The organism is Methylobacterium oxalidis, from assembly GCF_007992195.1.
Taxonomy (GTDB): Bacteria; Pseudomonadota; Alphaproteobacteria; order Rhizobiales; family Beijerinckiaceae; genus Methylobacterium; species Methylobacterium oxalidis.
The window spans coordinates 1-19,678 of record NZ_BJZU01000009.1 but is presented as its reverse complement, the minus strand read 5'-3'; the positions used below and the strand labels follow the sequence as shown (position 1 = coordinate 19,678).

The 19,678-nt window shown below is 72.6% G+C and carries 19 protein-coding genes; 13 read left to right on the top strand and 6 right to left on the bottom strand.

What is annotated here, in order from left to right; all coding sequences use genetic code 11:
* Positions 1-32: 32 nt before the first annotated feature.
* Entirely contained in the window at positions 33-1,022 is a 990-nt protein-coding gene (locus tag MOX02_RS03980) for a YVTN family beta-propeller repeat protein (protein ID WP_147024434.1), read from the bottom strand.
* A gap of 26 nt (positions 1,023-1,048) precedes the next feature.
* Positions 1,049-2,281, bottom strand: coding sequence for a lanthanide ABC transporter ABC transporter substrate-binding protein PedA1 (pedA1, locus tag MOX02_RS03975; protein ID WP_147024433.1), 1,233 nt, complete (start codon positions 2,279-2,281; stop codon positions 1,049-1,051).
* 179 nt (positions 2,282-2,460) lie between these two features.
* Here pedA1 and pedF point away from each other — a divergent pair, with 179 nt between their 5' ends.
* The 10 genes from pedF to MOX02_RS03925 all read left to right on the top strand — a co-directional run bounded on the left by pedF (position 2,461) and on the right by MOX02_RS03925 (position 11,617).
* Positions 2,461-2,889 (top strand): cytochrome c-550 PedF, encoded by a 429-nt coding sequence (pedF, locus tag MOX02_RS03970; protein WP_147024432.1) that lies wholly within the window; start codon positions 2,461-2,463, stop codon positions 2,887-2,889.
* 1 nt (position 2,890) lies between these two features.
* Complete coding sequence (locus MOX02_RS03965) at positions 2,891-3,781, top strand: substrate-binding periplasmic protein (RefSeq protein ID WP_147024431.1); 891 nt, start codon at positions 2,891-2,893, stop codon at positions 3,779-3,781.
* A 247-nt stretch (positions 3,782-4,028) separates the two neighbouring features.
* Positions 4,029-5,792: a PQQ-dependent methanol/ethanol family dehydrogenase gene (locus MOX02_RS03960; RefSeq protein WP_147024430.1), complete on the top strand. Its 1,764-nt coding sequence runs from the start codon at positions 4,029-4,031 to the stop codon at positions 5,790-5,792.
* Between the two features lie 222 nt (positions 5,793-6,014).
* Entirely contained in the window at positions 6,015-6,683 is a 669-nt protein-coding gene (locus MOX02_RS03955) for a response regulator (RefSeq protein ID WP_147024429.1), read from the top strand.
* Positions 6,684-6,820: 137 nt separating this feature from the next.
* Complete coding sequence (locus MOX02_RS03950; RefSeq protein WP_147024428.1) at positions 6,821-7,171, top strand: hypothetical protein; 351 nt, start codon at positions 6,821-6,823, stop codon at positions 7,169-7,171.
* A 123-nt stretch (positions 7,172-7,294) separates the two neighbouring features.
* Complete coding sequence (locus MOX02_RS03945) at positions 7,295-9,013, top strand: S8 family serine peptidase (protein WP_147024427.1); 1,719 nt, start codon at positions 7,295-7,297, stop codon at positions 9,011-9,013.
* Positions 9,014-9,092: 79 nt separating this feature from the next.
* Entirely contained in the window at positions 9,093-9,653 is a 561-nt protein-coding gene (locus MOX02_RS03940; RefSeq protein ID WP_147024426.1) for a sigma-70 family RNA polymerase sigma factor, read from the top strand.
* 10 nt (positions 9,654-9,663) lie between these two features.
* A complete protein-coding gene (locus MOX02_RS03935) occupies positions 9,664-10,392 on the top strand; it encodes a hypothetical protein (protein WP_238179715.1) in 729 nt (242 codons plus the stop codon).
* Between the two features lie 124 nt (positions 10,393-10,516).
* A complete protein-coding gene (locus MOX02_RS03930) occupies positions 10,517-11,176 on the top strand; it encodes a transglutaminase-like cysteine peptidase (protein WP_147024425.1) in 660 nt (219 codons plus the stop codon).
* Positions 11,177-11,281: 105 nt separating this feature from the next.
* Entirely contained in the window at positions 11,282-11,617 is a 336-nt protein-coding gene (locus MOX02_RS03925) for a hypothetical protein (RefSeq protein ID WP_147024424.1), read from the top strand.
* A gap of 10 nt (positions 11,618-11,627) precedes the next feature.
* Here the strand turns inward: MOX02_RS03925 and MOX02_RS03920 are convergent, their stop codons facing one another.
* Entirely contained in the window at positions 11,628-12,161 is a 534-nt protein-coding gene (locus MOX02_RS03920; protein WP_147024423.1) for a Ros/MucR family transcriptional regulator, read from the bottom strand.
* Between the two features lie 569 nt (positions 12,162-12,730).
* Between MOX02_RS03920 and MOX02_RS03915 the strand changes: the two genes are divergently transcribed.
* Positions 12,731-14,197, top strand: a complete 1,467-nt coding sequence (locus tag MOX02_RS03915) for a methyl-accepting chemotaxis protein (protein WP_147024422.1) — start codon at positions 12,731-12,733, stop codon at positions 14,195-14,197.
* 138 nt (positions 14,198-14,335) lie between these two features.
* Complete coding sequence (locus tag MOX02_RS03910; protein ID WP_147024421.1) at positions 14,336-14,515, top strand: hypothetical protein; 180 nt, start codon at positions 14,336-14,338, stop codon at positions 14,513-14,515.
* Positions 14,516-14,609: 94 nt separating this feature from the next.
* Here MOX02_RS03910 and MOX02_RS03905 read toward each other — a convergent pair whose 3' ends face one another.
* The 3 genes from MOX02_RS03905 to MOX02_RS03895 form a co-directional block, all read right to left on the bottom strand.
* Entirely contained in the window at positions 14,610-15,791 is a 1,182-nt protein-coding gene (locus MOX02_RS03905; protein ID WP_147024420.1) for an ABC transporter permease, read from the bottom strand.
* A 40-nt stretch (positions 15,792-15,831) separates the two neighbouring features.
* On the bottom strand, positions 15,832-16,314 hold the full coding sequence (locus tag MOX02_RS03900; RefSeq protein ID WP_147024419.1) for a DUF4112 domain-containing protein: 483 nt from the start codon (positions 16,312-16,314) through the stop codon (positions 15,832-15,834).
* A 99-nt stretch (positions 16,315-16,413) separates the two neighbouring features.
* A complete protein-coding gene (locus MOX02_RS03895) occupies positions 16,414-17,568 on the bottom strand; it encodes an aminotransferase (protein WP_147024418.1) in 1,155 nt (384 codons plus the stop codon).
* Between the two features lie 711 nt (positions 17,569-18,279).
* Between MOX02_RS03895 and MOX02_RS03890 the strand changes: the two genes are divergently transcribed.
* Entirely contained in the window at positions 18,280-19,635 is a 1,356-nt protein-coding gene (locus MOX02_RS03890; RefSeq protein WP_147024417.1) for an MdtA/MuxA family multidrug efflux RND transporter periplasmic adaptor subunit, read from the top strand.
* Positions 19,636-19,678 lie beyond the last annotated feature (43 nt).

The window sequence follows — 19,678 nt, the reverse complement described above, 5'->3', positions numbered from 1 at the left end:
CGGGAGAGGTGGGGCGCCGGCTTCGTCTGCCCTCACGGCACCACGCCCGCGGACCGGCCTGCCCCGCCCGGGCGCACGGCGGCGCCCCAGGGGAAGCGGCCGACCTTGATCGATTTGACGGCCTTCCGGCTCGCCACGTCGATCACCGTCACGTCGCCCGAGACGCCGTTCGTGGTGAGGAGCCGGCTCTCGTCCGGCAGGAGGGCGAGGTGCCAGACCCGGCGCCCCACCAGGATGTAGCCGAGCACCTGGTAGGTCCGGGCGTCCACCACCGCGACCCGGTCGGAGGGACCGAGCGCCACGAATGCGAGGTTCCCGTCGCGCGTCAGCGCGACGCCGACCGGCTGGATGCGGTCGGCCGCGATGCCCTTGATCTCGAACCGGATCGTCTCGACGACCCGGCGGCTCGCCACGTCGATCACCGCGACGCTGCCGCCGATCTCGGAGGAGACCCAGAGCCGGGCGCCGTCGCGGCTGAACTCGGCGTGGCGCGGGCGCTGCTCGACGGGCGTGGCGTCGACAGCCTTCAGGCTCGGCACGTCGATCCAGTGGACCATGTTGGTGGTCTCGGAGGTGGTCACCGCGATCCGCCCGTCCGGGCTCACCGCCATGCCCTCGGGCTCGATGCCGACGTCGATCTGGGCCAGCACCTTGCGGGTCTCGGCGTCGACCACGGTCGTGGTGGCGTTCTCCTCGTTGGCGATGAAGAGCGTGCGGTCGTCGGGCGCCAGCGCGAACTGCTCCGGGTCCTCGCCGGAGGGCAGGTTGTGCAGGAGCTTCCCGCTGTCGGGGTCGATCACCTGCACGGCGTCCGAATCGCTCGCGCAGACGTAGAGGCGGCGCCCGTCGCGCGAGAAGGTGACGCCCCGCGGCCGGCGCCCGACCGCGAAGGTGCGGATCACCTCCAGGCTGCCGGTGTCGATCACCGAGACCGTGTTGTCGCGCTCGTTCGAGACGAACACCTCCTCGGCGCGGGCGGGCGCCGCCACGAGGGCGAGCGCGAGGAGGCAGGGTCGGAACATGCTGGGTCTCCGTCGCGTCATCACGCTCACCCGCCCGCCCGTCCGAAGGCGCGGCAGGCGCTCTCGGGCTCGTCGAGGCCGAGCGTGTCGAGCTCGGTGCGCTTGTGCAGGAAGCCCTCGACCGGCGCGGTGGCCACCACGGCGCCGGGCCAGAGCAGGAAGACCGGCTGGCGCAACTGCCCGTTCCAGGGACGGAAGCTCAGCGGGCGGCCCTTGAAGCCGCCGACCTCGAAGCGGGGCGAGAGCATCAGGGCCTGGATGGCGGCCGGGTCGAGGCTTTTCAGCTGCGCGGCGGCGGTGCCGACCGCGTGGACGGCGAGCCAGCCCGCGTAGTCGACCGGCCGCATCGCCCGCCCCGCGAGCTTGCGGAAGCGGCCCTGGAGCTGCGCGGCGGCCCAGGCCTCGACGGGCCGGCCCCAGGCGGCGGGCGAGAGCCCCTGCGTGCCGACGACGGGCCGCGGCGCGGCGGTGTTGTAGACGAGGTTCGTGCCGAACTCCCCCGCCTCGTCGGCCACCGCCACGACGTCGTGCTCGGGCCCCCGGGTCACGAGGGCGAACTCGCGCAGGGCCGAGTCGCGGATGTCGGCGCCGCGCACGTCGAAGCGGGTCTCGGCGACGATCCGCGCCCCGAACTTGCGGGCGCTGGCCTTCAGGGACTCGGCGAAGAGCAGGTCGGCGGGCCGGGGCCCGGAGACGAGGAGGATGCGCGTCCAGCGCTTGAAGACGAGGGCCTGCGCCAGCGCGTCGGTGAGCATGGCGCGGGAGGGCAGGACGTGCAGGAGGCGGGCCCGGCAATCCCGGTCGCGCAGCCGCGTGTCAGGGGCGCCGACGTTGAGGAAGAGCGTGCCCTTCGCCTCCGGCAGGTCCGCGAGCGCCAGCACGTCCTCGGCCGGCGCGTTCAGCGCGACGAAGCGGGGCGCACCGAGCCTGGCGAAGGCCAGGGCCAGATCCTCGCCCGGCTCGACGAGCGTCCGCGTGAGCGCGAAGGAGAGGCCGAGGAAGCGGCCCGTGGCGTTCGCGTCGCGCAGGCCGAGCTCCGCGCCCGCGCCGCCCTCGTCGTCGGGGACGGGATCCTCGTTGTTGAGAGGCGTCGGCCGCTCGACGCGCCGCTCCAGGTAGTGGATCGCCAGCGGCGCCTCGGCGGCGGCGGCGAGCCCCGGCAGCAGGAGCGCGGCGAGGAGCGCGAGGCCCATGGCGAGCCGCGCGGAAGCGGCCGCCCGCCCCGCCGCGCCGTCCCCGCGCTCACCGCCAGCCCGCATCGCGGCCGTTCCCGCTTCCACCCTGGATCGATTGTTGTGGGCCGACGATAGGGGCCAAGCACACCCGGCCGATATTGGACCAAGGTGCATAAGCGCCGCGACCTGAAGCTGTACCAAAGCACAATGGGTTCGGCCGGAGGGCCTTGCTACCGTCCTCATCAAGATCAGGAGGAAACGGTATGCGGACAGTCCCCCGGCTCGCGGGGAGCGCGGCGCTCGCGCTCGGCCTCGCCCTCTCGGCCCAGCCCGTGCTCGCCCACGGCGACGTCCAGCCCCAGCCCGTCGACACCACCGGCCTCGAGCCCCTCGGCGACGAATGGCGCAGCGAGAATCCCTACCGCGGCAACGCCACGGCCATCGCGATCGGCGATTCCGGCTACAACCAGAACTGCGCACGCTGCCACGGCCTCCAGGTGATCTCGGGCGGCCTCGCGCCGGACCTGCGCTACCTCGAGAAGGGCCAGGAGGGCGACACCTGGTTCCAGGAGCGCGTGCGCCACGGCGCCCTCATCAACGGCGTCACCAAGATGCCGGCCTTCGAGGGCGTGCTCTCGCAGGAGGCCCTCTGGGCGATCCGCAGCTATCTCGAAGCCAAGCACGAGGAGTAGGATGCGCCCCGCGCTCCGCGCCCCGTCCCGCGCGTCCTGCCGCAACCTCCTGCGGACGCTCGCGATCCCGGGGCTCGCCCTCCTCGCTGCGGGAGCGGCGCAGGCCCGGCCCCTCGACGAGGTCGTGGCCTCCGGAACCCTGCGCGTCGCCCTCTACGGCGACAACGCGCCCTTCTCCGAGGAGCGGGGCGGCAAGCCGCGCGGCATCGACGTGGACCTCGCGCGGGCCATCGCGGAGAAGCTGGGGCTTCGCCTCGACCTGCGGATCGTGGACGCGGGCGAGAACGTCGACGGGGACCTGCGCCTCAACCTGTGGAAGGGCGACCTCGCGGGCAGCCCGCTCGCGGACCTGATGCTGCACGTGCCCCACGACCGGATGCTCGCGACCCGCAACGAGCAGATCTTCCTGACGACCCCCTACTTCGACCAGCACCTCGCCCTCGCCTACCGCAAGGGCAAGGTGGAGGACCTGCGGGCGGTCGGCGACATCGCAGGCCACCTCGTGGCGGTGGAGGGGACGAGTGCCTCCGACCTCCAGTTGCTGATGGCCGAGGGCGGCCGCTACCGCGACGCGCTCCGGCACTTCCGGGATTTCGACGCGGCGGCCAGGGCCTACCTCGCGGGAGAGACGGCGATCCTCGCCGGGACCCGCGCCGGGATCGAGGCGGCCCTGCGCGCGGGCGGAGCCTCCCCGGAGGAGAACCCGGTCGTCGAGATCGCGATGCCCGGCCTCGTGAAGGCGCAGTGGGAGCTCGGGGGCGCCGTGCGCACCGATTCCCGCGACCTCGCCTACGCGGTCGGCGACGCGATCACGGCGCTGACCGCGGAGGGACGGCTCAAGGCGATCTGCGAGACCTACGGCGTCGGTTTCACAGCGCCGAAAGGTTACTAGCGCCCCGTGCGGGCGGGTGAACTGCAAGAGCAATCCCCGGCCCAGGTCATTGGGCCGGGCGGATCTGCTTTTGTTGCCGCTAAAACTGTCGAAACCTGAGAAAAATCTGAGAATATTCGACTAATGGCCAATAAGAGCCGGTCCCGGGCCGCTCTACGCTCGGCCACAAGGGGCTCCTTCGAATCGGGGAGCGAGGCCCCGACGGCACCCGCCAACGGGGCCGCGCGACCATAACGGAGGAAACGCCATGAGGGTACGGACGACATTCCTGAGCGCCGTGGGGGCGCTCGCGCTCGTCGCCGGCGGGCTGCCGGCGCAGGCCGAGGGCGTGAGCGAGCAGGACATCCTGAACGACGCCAAGACCACCGGCGACGTCGTCACCTACGGCCTCGGGCCCGAGGCCCAGCGCTACAGCCCGCTCAAGACGATCAACCGCGACACCATCAAGGGCCTCGTGCCGGCCTACTCGTTCTCCTTCGGCGGCGAGAAGCAGCGCGGCCAGGAGAGCCAGGCGCTCGTCAAGGACGGCGTCATCTACGTCACCGGCTCCTACTCGCGCCTCTACGCCCTCGATTCCCGCACCGGCGAGAAGAAGTGGGAGTACGCCGCCCGCCTGCCCGAGGGCATCCTGCCCTGCTGCGACGTCGTGAACCGGGGCGCCGCCCTCTACAAGGACAAGGTCATCTTCGGCACACTCGACGCCAAGCTCGTGGCGCTCGACCAGAAGACCGGCAAGGTCGTCTGGAAGAAGGACATCGACGACTTCAAGGCCGGCTACAGCTACACGGCCGCCCCGATCATCGTGAAGGGCAAGGTCATCACCGGGGTGTCGGGCGGCGAGTTCGGCATCGTCGGCCGGGTCGAGGCCCGCGACGCGGAGACGGGCGAGCTCGTCTGGCAGCGCCCGGTCATCGAGGGCCACATGGGCACCCTCAACGGCAAGCCCTCGACCATGACGGGCAAGGTCAACGAGACCTGGCCCGGCGACATGTGGAAGTTCGGCGGCGGCGCCACCTGGCTCGGCGGCACCTACGACCCCGAGACGAACCTGATCTACTTCGGCACCGGCAACCCGGGCCCGTGGAACTCGGCGCTGCGGCCGGGCGACAACAAGTGGTCGGCCTCGCGCATCGCGCTCAACCCGGAGAACGGCGAGATCGTCTGGGGCTTCCAGACCACGCCGCACGACGGCTGGGACTTCGACGGCGTGAACGAGTTCGTGCCCTTCGACATGCAGAAGGACGGCAAGACCGTGAAGGCCGGCGCCACCGCCGACCGCAACGGCTTCTTCTACGTGCTCGACCGGACGAACGGGAAATTCATCTCGGCCTCGCCGTTCGTGGCCAAGATCAACTGGGCCAAGGGCATCGATAAGGACGGCCGCCCGATCTACGACGACGCCTTCCGCCCCGGCGACCCGGCGAAGTCCGAGGACGGCAAGAAGGGCAAGACCGTGTTCGCGGTGCCGAGCTTCCTCGGCGGCAAGAACTGGATGCCGATCGGCTACAGCCCGGACACGAAGCTGTTCTACGTGCCCTCGAACGAGTGGGGCATGGACATCTGGAACGAGCCGGTGAACTACAAGAAGGGCGCCGCCTACCTGGGCGCCGGCTTCACCATCAAGCCGATCTTCGACACGCATATCGGCTCGCTCAAGGCCATCGACCCGACGAACGGCAAGGTGGTCTGGGAGTACAAGAACAAGGCCCCGCTCTGGGCCGGCGTGCTCACCACCGCGGGCAACCTCGTCTTCACGGGCACGCCCGAGGGCTTCCTCAAGGCCTTCGACGCCAAGACCGGCGAGGAGGTCTGGAAATTCCAGGTCGGCACCGGCGTGGTCGCCTCGCCGATCACCTGGGAGCAGGACGGCGAGCAGTGGGTCGGCGTCGCGGCGGGCTGGGGCGGGGCGGTGCCGCTCTGGGGCGGCGAGGTGGCGAAGTCCACCGCCGGCATCAACCAGGGCGGCAGCTTCTGGGCCTTCAAGCTGCCCAAGACCGTCGCCTCCCGCTGAGGTGAGTCCCCGCCGCCGGCTCCTCCGGCGGCGGGTCCACGGGGCCCCGGGGCCTGGGCGGATTCCTCAACGCCCATCCAGGCTGCCGGGGTCGCCGCCGTGCCCGGCCCAGGCCGGGCTCCGGATCCGGGCCCCATGTGCGAGGGAGGGCGTGTGTTGGACCGGGATGCGGGATCGTGGGACAACGGGCTTCCCGCCGAGGACGGTGCGGGAGACGCGCCCATGCAACTCTTGATCGTCGACGACCATCCGCTGTTCCGGGACGCGCTCGCGAGCGCGATCCGCCTCGCCTACCCGGACGCGATCCTCCACGAGGCCGACGGCATCGCGAGCGCCTGCGCCGTGCTCGCGGCCAACCGCGGCATCGACCTGACGCTGCTCGACCTCTCCATGCAGGGGGTCGCCGGCTTCGACGGCCTCGTCACCGTCCGCACCCGCTTCCCCCGCGTGCCGATCCTGATCGTCTCCGGCCACGAGGATCCGCGCATCATGCGCGAGGCGCTCCAGCACGGGGCGGCCGGCTACGTGCCGAAGGCGGTCGACAAGGCGACGCTGACCCGGGCGATCTCGGACGTCCTGAGCGGCGCGCTGGCGATCCCGCCCGAACTCGCGCAGGCGGGGAGCGCCCCGAGCCAGCAGGCCGGGCGCGGCAAGGCGCCCCTCGCCGAGCGGGTGGCGCGCCTCACCCCGCAGCAGTTGCGCGTCCTGATGATGATCCGCCAGGGCAAGCTGAACAAGCAGATCGCCCACGAATTGCAGGTCGGCGACTCGACCGTGAAGGCCCACGTCTCGGAGATCCTGCGCAAGCTCGAGGTGATCAGCCGGACGCAGATCGTGATCGAGACCGCGCTCCTCGATTTCGAGCAGATCCACAACACGCATCCGGGCTGACGGCGGGGCTCGCGGCGGGCCCGCGAAAAAAAGCGCGAGAAAATGCGTCGGCCGGTGAACCGATCGGCGGGATGGCGCGACCAACGGATGTCAGGGCCGCGATGGGCGGCCCGAGACGCCTCCGAAGGATCCCCGCCATGGCCCGCTCCGCCCTCCTCCCGATCGCCCTCTCCGCCCTCGTCCTCGCCGGCCTCGGCACCGGCGCGCGCGCCGAGAAGCTGAAGATCGCGCCCTGCGCCCTCTCCGGCACCTGCTTCGGCCCGAAGAAAGGCCCCACCATCAAGTACTTTCCCGGCCTCGGCGTGAAGAAGCCGGGCTACGGCTACGGGCCGGGCTGGGGCTACGGCGCGGCGGCGCTGGCGGGGGGCCTCGCACTCGGCGCCATCGCGGCGAGCGCGGCCGAGACCGACGCCTGCTTCATCGAGCGCCGCCGCATGGTGGACGAGGAGGGCAACGTCTACGTCCGCAAGGTCCGTGTCTGCGAGTGAGGCCGCCCGGCCTCCCCGCCCGCTCCCGGAGCCGTCGTGGACCTCGCCGGCGGGCTCATCTACAGTCGAGCTGACCCCCCGCCCTCCGCCGGGCGGCGGGCGCGCCGAGGGGATCGTCCTGCCATGCGGGAGCCGTTCGACACGCAGCCCTTCCGCGCGCGACCGACCCGCCGCCTCGCCGCGACCCTTCTCCTGCTGGCCGCCGGCCTCGCGCCCGCCGCGGCGCAGACCCGGCCCGGGGCCGGGTTCGAGCGCGGTTTGCCGGATCGCGGCTACCCCTCCCGCGGGGGCTACGGCGGCGGGCCGATGATCGGGCTGCCCGGCATCATCGGCATCGTGCCGCGCCTGATCCCGCAGCGCGAGACCGTCGAGGAGGAGGACGAGCCGCCGCCGCGGCGCCGGCCGGAGACGGCGCGCCCGCCCGAGGCCGAGCGGCCGCCCCGCCGGGCCGTGCAGTCGCGGCCCGCGCCCGAACCGCGCCGGCCGCCCCGGCGGCAGGCCGCGCCCGAGCCGGAGCGCGGGGTGCCGGAGCCCGCCCGCAAGCCCGCGAAGCTCGCCACGAAGCCGCCGCCGCCCGCGCGGCCCGCGCCGCTGCCCGCGGCGCAGCCCGCCCAGGCCCTGGCCGAGCCCGGCGAGGTTCCGGGCGAGGTGCTGTTCGCGCTGCGGCCCGGTGCCGGCCCGCGGGCGCTGCGGACCATCCTCGCCCGCGAGCGGCTCGACCTCGTCTCCGCCGACACCTTCACGCTGGTGCCCCTGACCCTCAACCGCGCCCGCATCCGGGGCGGGCGCTCCGTGGGGGCGGTGGTCGCCGCGCTGGCGCGGGACCCGCAGGTGGAATCCGCGCAGGCCAACCACGCCTACAGCCTCGTGGGGGCGGCCCCGACCTTCGCGAGCGTGCAGTACGCGGCCGCGAAGCTGCGGCTCGACGAGGCGCACCGCGCCGCGACCGGCCGGGACGTGACCGTCGCGGTGATCGATTCCGGGATCGACGAGGCTCACCCGGCCCTGCAGGGCGCGGTGTCCGAGCGCTACGACGCCCTCGGCGGCGCGCGCGGCCCGGAGCCGCACCCCCACGGCACGGCGGTCGCCGGCATCCTCGCGGCCCGCGCCCAGCTCGCGAGCGCCGCACCCGAGGCGCGCCTCCTCGCCGCGCGGGCCTTCTCCGGCGAGACGGCGGCGGGCGCGCAGGGCACGACGCTCCACGTCCTGCGCGCGGTCGACTGGGCGGCGCGCGCCCGGGCGCGGGTCGTCAACATGAGCTTCGCCGGACCGCAGGACGCGGCGCTCGCCCGCTTCCTCGAGGCCGGGACCCGGGCCGGCACGGTCTACGTGGCGGCGGCCGGCAATGCCGGGCCCGCCTCGCCGCCGCTCTTCCCCGCGGCCGACCCGAACGTGATCGCCGTCACCGCCACCGACGCCGAGGACCGGCTGTTCCCCGCCGCCAACCGGGGCGCCCATGTCTGCGTGGCCGCCCCCGGCGTCGAGGTGCTGGTGGCCGCGCCGTCCGCCGCCTACGGCTTCTCCTCCGGCACCTCGATGGCGGCCGCGCAGGTGAGCGGCATCGTCGCCCTGATGCTGCAGGCGCGGCCCGCCCTCTCGCCCGCCGAGATCCGCGCCGGCCTCGCCCGCGGCGCCCGCGACCTCGGCGCGCCGGGGCCCGACCCCGAGTTCGGCGCGGGCTTCGCGGACGCCGAGGGCATCCTGCGGGCGCTCGCCGCGCCGGAGCGCGCGCCCGCGCAGGTCTCGGGAGGATCGGTCTCGGGAGGACCGGTCTCGGGGGAGCAGGTCTCGGGAGGCATGAGCGCGGAGCCGGTCCTCACCGCGGCACCGGACGGCCGATGATGGCCCGCCGCCCCGCCCGGAAATCGGTTGGCCGCCGTGAACCGGAAGGCGCCCCCGCGCGACGAACCGGTGAGCACGGATGAGCGACCTGTCGGACGCGGATCTCGTCGCGCGGGTCGCCCGGGGTGATCGCGCCGCGATGCAGGCCCTCTACGGCCGCCACGCCACCGCCGTGTACCGGTTCCTGGTCCGCATCCTCCGGGATGCGAGCCGCGCGGAGGATCTCGTGAGCGACGTGTTCTTCGATGTCTGGCAGCAGGCCGGCCGCTACGAGGGCCGGGCCAGCGTCACGACCTGGCTCCTGTCGATCGCCCGCTTCAAGGCGCTCTCGGCGCTGCGCGCCAGGTCGCACGCGGAGCTGGAGCCGGAGGCCGCCGAGGCCGTGCCCGACGAGGCCGACACCCCCGAGACCGTGCTGCAGAAGGCCGGCAAGGCGGAGGCCCTGCGCCGCTGCATCGCCGGCCTCTCGGCCGAGCACCGGATGGTGGTCGATCTCGTCTACTATCACGAACGCTCCGTCGAGGAGGTGGCGCAGGTTCTCGCCATCCCGGCCGGGACCGTGAAGACGCGCCTGTTCCACGCGCGCAAGCGCCTGTCCGAGCTCCTGCTCGCCGCCGGCATCGACCGCGGCTGGCCGTGAGGTGAGCGCCATGACCCCTTCCGATCCGCCCCCTTCCGGCCCGCCCTCGCCGCCGAGAGGCCCGGCCGCGCCCGACGACCTCGACCTGCTCCTGCCCTGGCGGACGACCGGCCGCCTCGATCCGGCCGAGGCGGAGCGCGTTGCGGCCGCCCTGGCGCGCGACCCCGATCTCGGCCGCCGCCTCGCCCTGGCGGAGGCCGAGCGGGCCGAGACCGTCGCGGTCAACGAGGCCCTGGGGGCGCCCTCGCGCGGGGCCCGCGACGCGCTCTTCGCGCGGATCGACAGCGATCTCGCCCAGCGGGGCAGGCGCAGCACGGGCGGCCTTCTCGCGCGGCTCGGGGGGGCGCTCGCCGGGCTCTCGCCGCCGGCGCTGGCCGGGCTCGGCCTCGCCGCCTGTCTCGTGATCCTCGCCCAGGCCGGCCTGCTCGCCGGCGCGCTCCTGCGCGGGCCCGCGGGCCCCGGCTACGAGACCGCCTCGCACGGGGGCGATCCGGCGGCCGGCGCGGGCAGCTTCGCCCTCGTCGCCTTCGCGCCCGCGGCCACCGCCGGGCAGATCGCCGAGGCCCTGCGCGAGATCGGCGCCGTGATCGTCGACGGGCCGCGGCCGGGCGGCCTCTACCGCCTGCGCCTCGCGGCCGAGCCCCTCGCGCCCGCGGCGGCCGAGGCCGCCCTCGGCAGGCTGCGGGCGCGGCCCGGTCTCGTGCAGTTCGCGAGCCTAGAGGCCGCCGCCGGGCGCTGAGCGCGGGGCCCGGAACACCCGTACGGGTTACACACAGCGTTAACCCAATCTTAACCGCCCGATTGCCGGCGGAGCCCGGCCGTGAGACGTTCGTTAACGAAAGCTTAACGAGTTGGGCGCGGCGATGCGGTTCGCAGGTTCGAAGCGGGTTTCGGTGTCGGCCCGGCGCGCGCTGGGGCGCCTCGCGCTCGGGGGGCTCGCCCTCGCGGCCCTCGCCGCGCCGGCGGCGGCCCAGACCTACGCGGCGCTGCCCGCGGTGCCGAGCGCGGCGAGCGTGTCCGGCGAGGCCCGGCCGATCTCCGCCTGGGTCACCTTCTGCCAGAGCTACGCGGCCGAGTGCGCCGTCGACCGCAGCGAGCCCGCGTCGATCGCGCTGACGCCCGCCACCTGGAACACGATCGTCTCGGTCAACCGCCGGGTGAACAAGGCCGTGCGGGCGATGACCGACATGGACCACCTCAGCGTCCCCGACCGCTGGGACATGGCCGAGGACGGGATCGGCGACTGCGAGGACTTCCAACTCCTCAAGCGCCACATGCTGGCGGAGGCCGGGCTTCCGCGCCGCGCCATGCGCATGACGGTGGTGATCGACGAGAAGGGCGAGGGCCACGCGGTCCTGACGCTCATCACCGACCGGGGCGACTTCATCCTCGACAACAAGACCAGCACGGTCCTGCCCTGGCGGCAGACGGGCTACGCCTTCATCAAGCGCGAGAGCCAGGACGCGGTGGGCTGGGTCTCCCTCGGCCGCGCGCCCTCGCCGACCACGACCGCCAACCGCTAGAGCCGTCCCGGAAGGGGACGGCGCGCACCGGGCGTCTTCAGGGTTCGTCAAGCACGGCGCGCGAGGGTGAGGCTCGACCCGGAGCCGCCCCGCCGTGACCACGCCATGACGATGCGCCCGCCGAGACGCCTCGCGCTCTGCATGCTGGCGGCCGCTCTCCTCGGCCCGGCGCCCCGCGCGCTCGCCGGCGAGGCCGCGGACCGGCACCAAGTCTGGCACGGCTGCCTCCAGCGCAGCTTCACCCTGCAGGCCGCCCTCTCGAGCCGCAGCCTCGCTGCCGACTCGGCGCTGCGCGCCTGCCGCGACGAAGAGGCGGCCTACCTGTCGGCCCTGAGCGGCTCACCGCTCCTCGACGCCGACGACATCTCCCGCGTGCGTCCCGCCCTCATCCTGCGGGCCAGAGGCTGGCTCCTTCGCCGGAACGGCGCGCGGTCCCTCTGATCCGTCCCGCTCAGGCCACCGCCACGGCGGACTTGCGGCTCGCGCGGCCCTTGCCCCCCGCCGGGCGACGCCGATCCTCGCTCGCGGCAGCCTGCGGCTCGGCCGGCGGCTCCGAAACGTCCGCCCCGAGGCGGCCCGGCTGGCCGAGACCCAGGCTCTTGGCGAGGGCGGAGCGCTGCGCCGAGTAGTTCGCGGATGTGGTGGGATAATCGTTGGGCAGGCCGTAGCGCTCGCGGTAGGTGTGCGGGTCGAGCCCGTGCTTCGTCAGGTGCCGCTTCAGGGTCTTGTAGGACTTGCCGTCGATGAAGCTCACCAGTCCGTCCGGGCGGATCGACTTGCGGATCTGAGCCGCCGTCGGCCGCTCGACCACATCCGCCTCGGTCTGGAGCGGGCCGTTGGCGAGGCTCTTCAGTGCCTCGTGGACGCTCACGATGAGCGCCGGAAGATCGGCGGTGGGAAGCGAATTGTTCGAGATGTAGGCGGAGACCACATCGACTGTGCGTTCGATATCGACACTTTGCGGTGCTTGTGCAACCTCGGACATTTTCATGATCCTCAACGCTGAATCCCCTCCGGAGCGCAAGTTATGACGATGCGCGCGGAACGCAAGGTCAAATGTGTAGCTATTTTCGCAACAAACACCGAAAGAGGATGAATTCAGACCGCGTCTGGTCGAAGGAGCTCGGCCGATTTTTCAAGGCGAGCTAGCAACATGAGCAGAATTATCCGTGAATGTTGTACTTCGTACAATTGGAAGTCGGCGCCTTTGGCGGAATAGTGAGCAGGAGCGGTCAAACACGAGCCCACCGGCTCCGGAAGCCGTGTTCGACGCGTCGGCGAGGCACGACCCGGCGCGGACACTGGCTCTCGTCGGGCGGAGCGCGCCCGTCCCGATCCGATTCGCGGTGCCGCTGCAGATGGGAGTGATCGGGATCCGGAAAACTCTCCGCGGGTGAAGGTCAGCCGAGGGTGAGAACAACTTTGGGATGCATTTTGAACACATTCAACTCGGCAAATCTGCTCACTTTTTCGTGATCAGCATCCGATTAACGTCTTGTTAGCCAATCCGGACGAAATCCTCTTCCCGTTCGCATCGGCACCGGGTGGAAGATCATGCGATTCGGTGAATTCCTGCAATCGGCCACACTGAATGCCCTCGATCGATCGCAGGGCCGGGTCGAACTCGATCTCGACGGAACGATCACCTTCGTGAATCCGAACATGCTCGCCGTCCTCGGCTACACGCTCGCCGAGTTGAAGGGGCAACACCACAGCATGCTCGTGCCGGAGGACGAGCGGAGCGGCGAGGAGTACCGCACGTTCTGGGCGGCGCTGCGGGCCGGCCGCCATCAGGCGCGCGAGTTCAAGCGGATCTCCAAGTCCGGCCGGCCGGTCTGGATCCAGGCCGCGTACAACCCGGTGCTCGACCGGCGCGGCCGCCCCGTGAAGATCGTGAAGCTCGCCACCGACGTCACCGAGCGCAAGACGCATGATGCGGCGACGGCGGCCCAGATCGCGGCCCTCGACCGGTCGCAGGCCGTCATCCACTTCACGCTCGACGGCACGATCACCGACGCCAACGCGAACTTCCTGGCGACGATGGGCTACGCCCTCGAGGAGGTGCGCGGGCGCCACCACAGCCTGTTCGTCTGCGACGCCGAGCGCGGCTCGGCCGCCTTCTGGCAGGCGCTGGCGGCGGGGCGCTACCAGGCGGGCGAGTTCCAGCGCGTCGCCAAGGGCGGGCGCGCGGTCTGGATCTTCGGGGCCTACAACCCGATCCTCGACGCCGACGGCAAGCCCTGCGCGGTCGTCAAGTTCGCCACCGACGTGACGCAGCAGGTGACGGACCGGAACCGCCGCATGGACGGGCAGAAGGCCATCGAGGCCGATATCGGGGCGATCATGCAGGCGATGTCCGACGTCGCGCGCCAGACCCGCGCCACCACCGAGACCGCGGGCCACACCTCGGGCAACGTCCAGGCCGTCGCCGCCGGCACAGAGGAGTTCGCCGCCTCGATCAACGAGCTGAGCCGCCACGCCAGCGAGTCGAAGACGATCTCCGACGAGGCGGTGCAGCGGGCGGGCGAGGCGGGCCACATCATCTCGGGCCTGACCTCGGCCGCCGACCGGATCGGAGAGGCGGTCACGCTGATCCGCTCGATCGCCGACCAGACGAACCTGCTCGCGCTCAACGCCACCATCGAGGCGGCCCGCGCCGGCGAGGCGGGGCGCGGCTTCGCGGTCGTCGCGGCCGAGGTGAAGGCCCTGGCCAACCAGTCCTCGCGGGCCACCGAGGAGATCGCCCAGCAGATCGGCGCCGTGCAGAGCGCGACCGCCCAGGCGGTGGGCGCGATCGAGAGCGTGACCCGGACGATCGGCGCGCTGAGCGAGATCGCGCTGAGCGTCTCCTCGGCGGTGACCGAGCAGTCGGCGGTGACCCGCGACATGGCCGCCAACATGCAGAACGCCGCCGACAGCGTCAGCACCGTGCGGGGCAGCATGGCGAGCATCGCGCAGGCCGCCGACGCGGTCGACGCCTCGGTGCGCAAGGTCGCCGCCGCGGCGCGGGCGCTCGCCTGAGGCTCGCGGGCGGGCCCCGGCCCGCCCTCGTCCGGGGCGGCGACGACGCAACCAAGAATTAAATCACTGGTTGTGTTCGCGCGTCCTCCCACCGGTCCCGCGCTCCCGCGCGGGCGGGGGCGCCCCGAGGAAGACTCCATGAGGAAATCCGTCGCCGCCGGCGTGCTCGCCCTTCTGGTCGCCGCGCCGGTGCTCGTCACGCCCGCCCTGTCGCAGGGCCGCGACCCGAAGAGCTCGTCCGCCGCCTCCGGCAACGCGGAGGAGAACAACAAGCCGACCTCGAACAGCGCTGGCGGCGGCGGCGGCAGCGGCCGCTGAGGTCCGGGAGGGGGACTGCCCAGGCTCTACCCGTGCCGCGGCCGGTCCGCGGCACGGCGGGATCCCCGGGAGGGTCCCCTACGAGAACGTCTTGCTACGAGAACGTCTTGCGCGGGTCGAAGGCGTCGCGGACCGCCTCGCCCGCGAAGATCAGCAGGCTCAGCATCGTGGCGACGACCGCGAAGCCCGTGAGGCCGAGCCAGGGCGCCTGGATGTTGTCCTTGCCCTGGGCGAGCAGCTCCCCGAGCGAGGGCGAGCCGGGCGGCAGGCCGAAGCCGAGGAAGTCGAGCGAGGTCAGGGTTGTGATCGAGCCGTTCAGGATGAACGGCAGGAAGGTCAGGGTCGCCACCATGGCGTTCGGCAGCAGGTGCACGGCCATGATGCGCAGGTTCGAGAGCCCGAGCGCGCGGGCCGCCCGCACGTACTCGAAATTGCGGGCGCGCAGGAACTCGGCCCGCACCACGCCGACGAGCGCCACCCACGAGAACAGCAGCAGGATGCCGAGCAGCACGAAGAAGCCCGGCGCGATGAAGGCCGAGATGATGATGATGAGGTAGAGGGTGGGGATGCCGCTCCAGACCTCGATGAAGCGCTGGAAGGCGAGGTCCACCCAGCCGCCGAAATAGCCCTGCACGGCGCCCGCCACGACGCCGATCACCGACGAGACCAGGGCGAGGATCAGCCCGAACAGCACCGAGATGCGGAAGCCGTAGATGATGCGCGCGAGCACGTCCCGCGTGGTGTTGTCGGTGCCGAGCCAGTGCCACTCGATGTCCTTGCAGCCCGTGCCGCCGGTGCGCTCGGCGACGGGGCGGCACTGCTCGTCCGTGAGCATCCAGGTCGGCGGCGAGGGCGAGGGCGTCGGCAGCCCGGTCAGGATCGTGTCGTAGGAGTAAGGGATCGGCGGCCAGATCGCCCAGCCGTTCTCGGCGATCTCCCTGCGGGTCTCCGCGGAGCGGTAGTCGGTGCGTGCCAGGAAGCCGCCGAACTTCTCGTCCGGGTAGTCGATGACGACGGGGAACAGGATCTCGCCCTTGTAGGAGGCGATGATCGGCTTGTCGTTGGCGATGAACTCCGCGAACAAGCTGAGGACGAACAGCCCGAGGAAGATCACGAACGACCAGAAGCCGAGGCGGTTGCGCCGGAAATTGGCGAGGCGCCGCCGGTTGAGGGGCGACAGGCCGCGACGGGTCGCGGGCGCGGCGACGATCGCCTGCGCGCCGGGAATGGCCGGCGCCACGGCCTCGCCGGCGGTGAGAGGGGCGTGCTCGTTCACCGGCCCGCCTCCCGCGGCCCGCGGGGCGTCGGGCCCCGCATCAGTCGAGGCGCGTCGCCGTTCCGTCGATCTCGTTCGGGCGCACGGCCCCGCTGCGCTCCAGGTGGCGGCGCAGCAGGCGCACGTTGCGCCGGTTGGCCTTGAAGGCCGCGTCGAACAGGTCGCCCGCCAGGGGCACCACGCCCACCGCACCGTCGAAGGCGACGTTCAGCGCCATCCGGGCGAGAAGCCAGCGCGGCACGCCGAGGCGCTTGGCCTCGTAGAGGATGTAGGAGGAGAGCGCCACGCCCGCGATGTCGCCGATCACCGGCACCAGCCCGATCACCGCCTCGAGCCCGACGCGCCGGTTGGTGCCCGGGATCAGGAAGGCCGAGTCGAGCAGGAAGGCGAGCTTCTCGAGGCGCGCGAGGCTGGCCTCCCGGCTCGTGTCCGTGAAGCGGAAGGGCGGGTTGGCGCCCGGGCTCTGGCCGTAGGCCGTCGCGGGGTCCCGCGGGATGGCGCGGAAGGGCTCGGAAGCGGTCATGGAGCCTGATGTGGCCCCGCTCCGGGGCGGCGACAAGACTCACCCGGGCGACGAGGCTCCCCCGGGCGCGCACCCGCGCGAGCGCCGTCCGGGCCGGCCTCACGCCGCCCTCCGGGCGAGATCGCCGAGCCGGTCGAGGGCCGTGTCGAGCGTCGCGTCGCTCTTGGCGAAGCACAGGCGCACGAGATGCCGCACGGGATCCTCCGCGTAGAAGGCGCTCACCGGGATGGCCGCGACCCCGTGCCGCCGCACCAGCGTCTCGCAGAAGGCCGCGTCGTCGCGAACCCCGAGGGGCGCCACGTCGACGTTGAGGAAGTAGGTCGCCGCGCTCGGCAGCACGCTCAGCCCGAGGCCGCGCAGGCCCGCGGCGAGGCGGTCGCGCGAGCGCGCGAAATCCCGCCGCATCCCCTCGAAATAGGCGTCCTCCTTGCCGAGCCCGTAGGCCACCGCCTCCTGCAGGTTCGGGGGCGTCGTGAAGGTGAGGTACTGGTGCGCCTTGGCGAGCACCCGCATCAGGGGCGGGGCCGCCATCACGAAGCCGACCTTCCAGCCGGTGAGGCTGAAGATCTTGCCCGCTGAGCCGATCTTGACCGTCCGCTCCCGCATGCCCGGAAGGCCGATGAGCGGGATGTGGGCGCGCCCGTCGAAGACGACGTGCTCCCAGACTTCGTCGCACACGGCCGTCACGTCGAAGCGGCGGCAGAAGCCCGCGAGGAGCTCGAGATCGGCGCGGGAGACCATCGTCGCGCTCGGGTTGAGCGGGTTGTTCAGGAGGACGACCTTCGTGCGCGGGCCGAAGGCGGCGGCGAGCGCCGCCTCGTCGAGGCCGAAGCCGGGCGGGCGCAGGGTCACGATCCGCGGCACGCCGCCGGCCCGGCGGACCAGCGGCAGATAGGCGTCGTAGAGGGGCGCGAACAGCACGACCTCGTCGCCCGGCTCGATCAGGGCGAGGAGCGCGCCGGCCAGCGCCTCGGTGGCGCCCGAGGTCACCATCACCTCCGTCGTGGGGTCGAGGTCGAGCCCCTGGTGATGGGCGTAGTGCGCGGCGACCGCCTCGCGCAGAACCGGCAGGCCCATCATCGGCGGGTACTGGTTGAAGCCCTCGGCGAGCGCCTGCGCGCCCCGCGCGCGGATGTCGGCCGGGCCGGGATCGTCGGGGAAGCCCTGCCCGAGATTGATCGCCCCGGTTTCGCGGGCGAGGCGCGACATCGTCTCGAAGACGGAGGTCGGCAGATCGGCGAAGACGGGATTCATGCCATCCTGGTCGGGCCGTCGGTCGGGGATGCGGGGCGGCTCCCGAGAGGGCAAGCTGCCGGGCCGGGCTGCTCTAGCACGGGCGCGAGCGACCGCGAAACGTGCGAAACGGCACGTCGAAAGCCGGGTGCCGGCCGGGCGGGAGGATTTGGCGACTGACGATTATTGACATTCATCACCCGTGAGCTACCTCTCGGACACACGGCTGGAGCGGTGGCTGCGGGGACGAAACTCCGCCCCCTCGTTTCGCTCCTGCGACGCACCGCTCCGGTCGTGGATCGGGCCGCCAAGACCTTGGCGGCCCGCTTCGTGCGGCTCCGCGGGCGCCCCTCCCGCCTCGCGGGCCGCCGAATGCGCTCCCGGCGCCCGCACGCTCCCCGATCCACACCGATCCTCGACCGGCCCCGCGCTCTCGCGCGCCCATGCCCGCGCGGCACTCCGTGGCCGGCGACACCGCGGACCAGCAACACGGCGGAAACCTGCACGCCTTACGGGTGGCGTATTGGCCCTGCACCGGTTGCGGACGGTTCCGGCGTCCGAAAGTGCCGCACCGGGACCATCTGCCGAAATCTTGTACACTCGGGCATTCGCGACGACGTCTATCGGGGGAGAGCGAGAGGGGTGTGCCCCTCACCCGGGCCGGGGTAAGGCCGCAGGGCGGGGCCGCCCTCCGGATCAGGCCCGAGGATCGCAGCAGCAAGCACGCACCGCATGAACGAGAGCTCACCCATCCGCACGGAGACGGCGCGCGAGTACCCCGGGGTGCCCGCCCCCGCGCGCACGCGCCGGCGCAGCCGCCTCATCCGCTGGCTCCTGGTGCTGCTCGTCCTCGGCGGGGCGGGGGCGGTCGCGCATCGCTGGTACGACAAGTCGCGCACCGAGACGGCGGGCGAGCCCTCCGCGACGCGGGGCAAGGGCGGGCCCGGCCGCGGCGGGCGCGGCCACGACCAGCCCCAGGCCGTCGGCATCGCCGCCGTCACGAAGGGCGACATGCCGGTCGTGCTGCAGGGGCTCGGCACCGTGACGCCGCTGGCGACCGTCACCGTGCGCTCGCAGATCAGCGGCTACCTCACCGAGATCGGCTACCGCGAGGGCCAGATGGTCAAGAAGGGCGACTTCCTCGCCCAGATCGACCCGCGCCCCTACGAGGCCCTGCTGGCGCAGTACCAGGGCCAGCTCGCCCGCGACCAGGCGCTGCTGCAGAACGCGAAGCTCGACCTCGCCCGCTTCCAGCGCCTCTCGCAGCAGGATTCGATCTCGAAGCAGAACGTCGACACGCAGGCGGCGCTCGTGAAGCAGAACGAGGGCACGGTGGCGGCCGACCAGGCGCTCGTCGACCAGCAGAAGCTCAACATCGCCTACACCCGCATCATCTCGCCGGTCGACGGGCGCGTCGGCCTGCGGCAGGTGGACCAGGGCAACTACATCACCGCCGGCAACACGGCGATCGTCGTCGTCACCCAGCTCCACCCGATCTCGGTGGTCTTCACCCTGCCCGAGGACGACGTCGCCCGGGTGATGCGGCGGGTGCGCTCGGGCGCCAAGCTCGCGGTGCGCGCCTACGACCGCGGCGACGCCCACGAGGTCGCCACCGGCACGCTCGACACGGTCGACAACCAGATCGACACGACCACCGGCACCGTGAAGCTGCGCGCCCTCTTCCAGAACGACGACGAGGCGCTGTTCCCGAACCAGTTCGTCAACGCCAAGCTGACCGTGGACACGGTGCGGGACGCGGCCATCGTGCCGACCGGCGCGATCCTGCGGGGCACGCCCGGCACCTACGTCTACCTGATGGAGGGCGACGACAAGGTCGTGGTCCGGCCGATCAAGACCGGCGAGACGGACGGGCCGCGCACCGTGGTGACCGAGGGGCTGTCGGTCGGCGACCGGGTGGTCGTCGACGGCACCGACCGCCTGCGCGACGGCGCCGGCGTGCGCATCACCGGCGGCCCGGCCTCGGGTACCGAGGCGGACGGCAAGGCCCCGGCGAGCGCCGCCGCCGCGGGCGAGGCGCCCCCGGCGGAATCCGGCCGTCGCCAGCGCCGCCAGCGGCCCGCGCCGTGAGCGCGGCGGCCCGCCCCGCGGAGCGCATCGCCCGCCTCTCCCG

Excerpts from the sequence above, each read along its gene's own strand:
- MOX02_RS03980 (WP_147024434.1), bottom strand. The coding sequence starts at position 1,022 with ATGTTCCGACCCTGCCTCCTCGCGCTCGCCCTCGTGGCGGCGCCCGCC.
- pedA1 (WP_147024433.1), bottom strand. The coding sequence starts at position 2,281 with ATGCGGGCTGGCGGTGAGCGCGGGGACGGCGCGGCGGGGCGGGCGGCC.
- pedF (WP_147024432.1), top strand. The coding sequence starts at position 2,461 with ATGCGGACAGTCCCCCGGCTCGCGGGGAGCGCGGCGCTCGCGCTCGGC.
- MOX02_RS03965 (WP_147024431.1), top strand. The coding sequence starts at position 2,891 with ATGCGCCCCGCGCTCCGCGCCCCGTCCCGCGCGTCCTGCCGCAACCTC.
- MOX02_RS03960 (WP_147024430.1), top strand. The coding sequence starts at position 4,029 with ATGAGGGTACGGACGACATTCCTGAGCGCCGTGGGGGCGCTCGCGCTC.
- MOX02_RS03955 (WP_147024429.1), top strand. The coding sequence starts at position 6,015 with ATGCAACTCTTGATCGTCGACGACCATCCGCTGTTCCGGGACGCGCTC.
- MOX02_RS03950 (WP_147024428.1), top strand. The coding sequence starts at position 6,821 with ATGGCCCGCTCCGCCCTCCTCCCGATCGCCCTCTCCGCCCTCGTCCTC.
- MOX02_RS03945 (WP_147024427.1), top strand. The coding sequence starts at position 7,295 with ATGCGGGAGCCGTTCGACACGCAGCCCTTCCGCGCGCGACCGACCCGC.
- MOX02_RS03940 (WP_147024426.1), top strand. The coding sequence starts at position 9,093 with ATGAGCGACCTGTCGGACGCGGATCTCGTCGCGCGGGTCGCCCGGGGT.
- MOX02_RS03935 (WP_238179715.1), top strand. The coding sequence starts at position 9,664 with ATGACCCCTTCCGATCCGCCCCCTTCCGGCCCGCCCTCGCCGCCGAGA.
- MOX02_RS03930 (WP_147024425.1), top strand. The coding sequence starts at position 10,517 with ATGCGGTTCGCAGGTTCGAAGCGGGTTTCGGTGTCGGCCCGGCGCGCG.
- MOX02_RS03925 (WP_147024424.1), top strand. The coding sequence starts at position 11,282 with ATGACGATGCGCCCGCCGAGACGCCTCGCGCTCTGCATGCTGGCGGCC.
- MOX02_RS03920 (WP_147024423.1), bottom strand. The coding sequence starts at position 12,161 with ATGTCCGAGGTTGCACAAGCACCGCAAAGTGTCGATATCGAACGCACA.
- MOX02_RS03915 (WP_147024422.1), top strand. The coding sequence starts at position 12,731 with ATGCGATTCGGTGAATTCCTGCAATCGGCCACACTGAATGCCCTCGAT.
- MOX02_RS03910 (WP_147024421.1), top strand. The coding sequence starts at position 14,336 with ATGAGGAAATCCGTCGCCGCCGGCGTGCTCGCCCTTCTGGTCGCCGCG.
- MOX02_RS03900 (WP_147024419.1), bottom strand. The coding sequence starts at position 16,314 with ATGACCGCTTCCGAGCCCTTCCGCGCCATCCCGCGGGACCCCGCGACG.
- MOX02_RS03895 (WP_147024418.1), bottom strand. The coding sequence starts at position 17,568 with ATGAATCCCGTCTTCGCCGATCTGCCGACCTCCGTCTTCGAGACGATG.
- MOX02_RS03890 (WP_147024417.1), top strand. The coding sequence starts at position 18,280 with ATGAACGAGAGCTCACCCATCCGCACGGAGACGGCGCGCGAGTACCCC.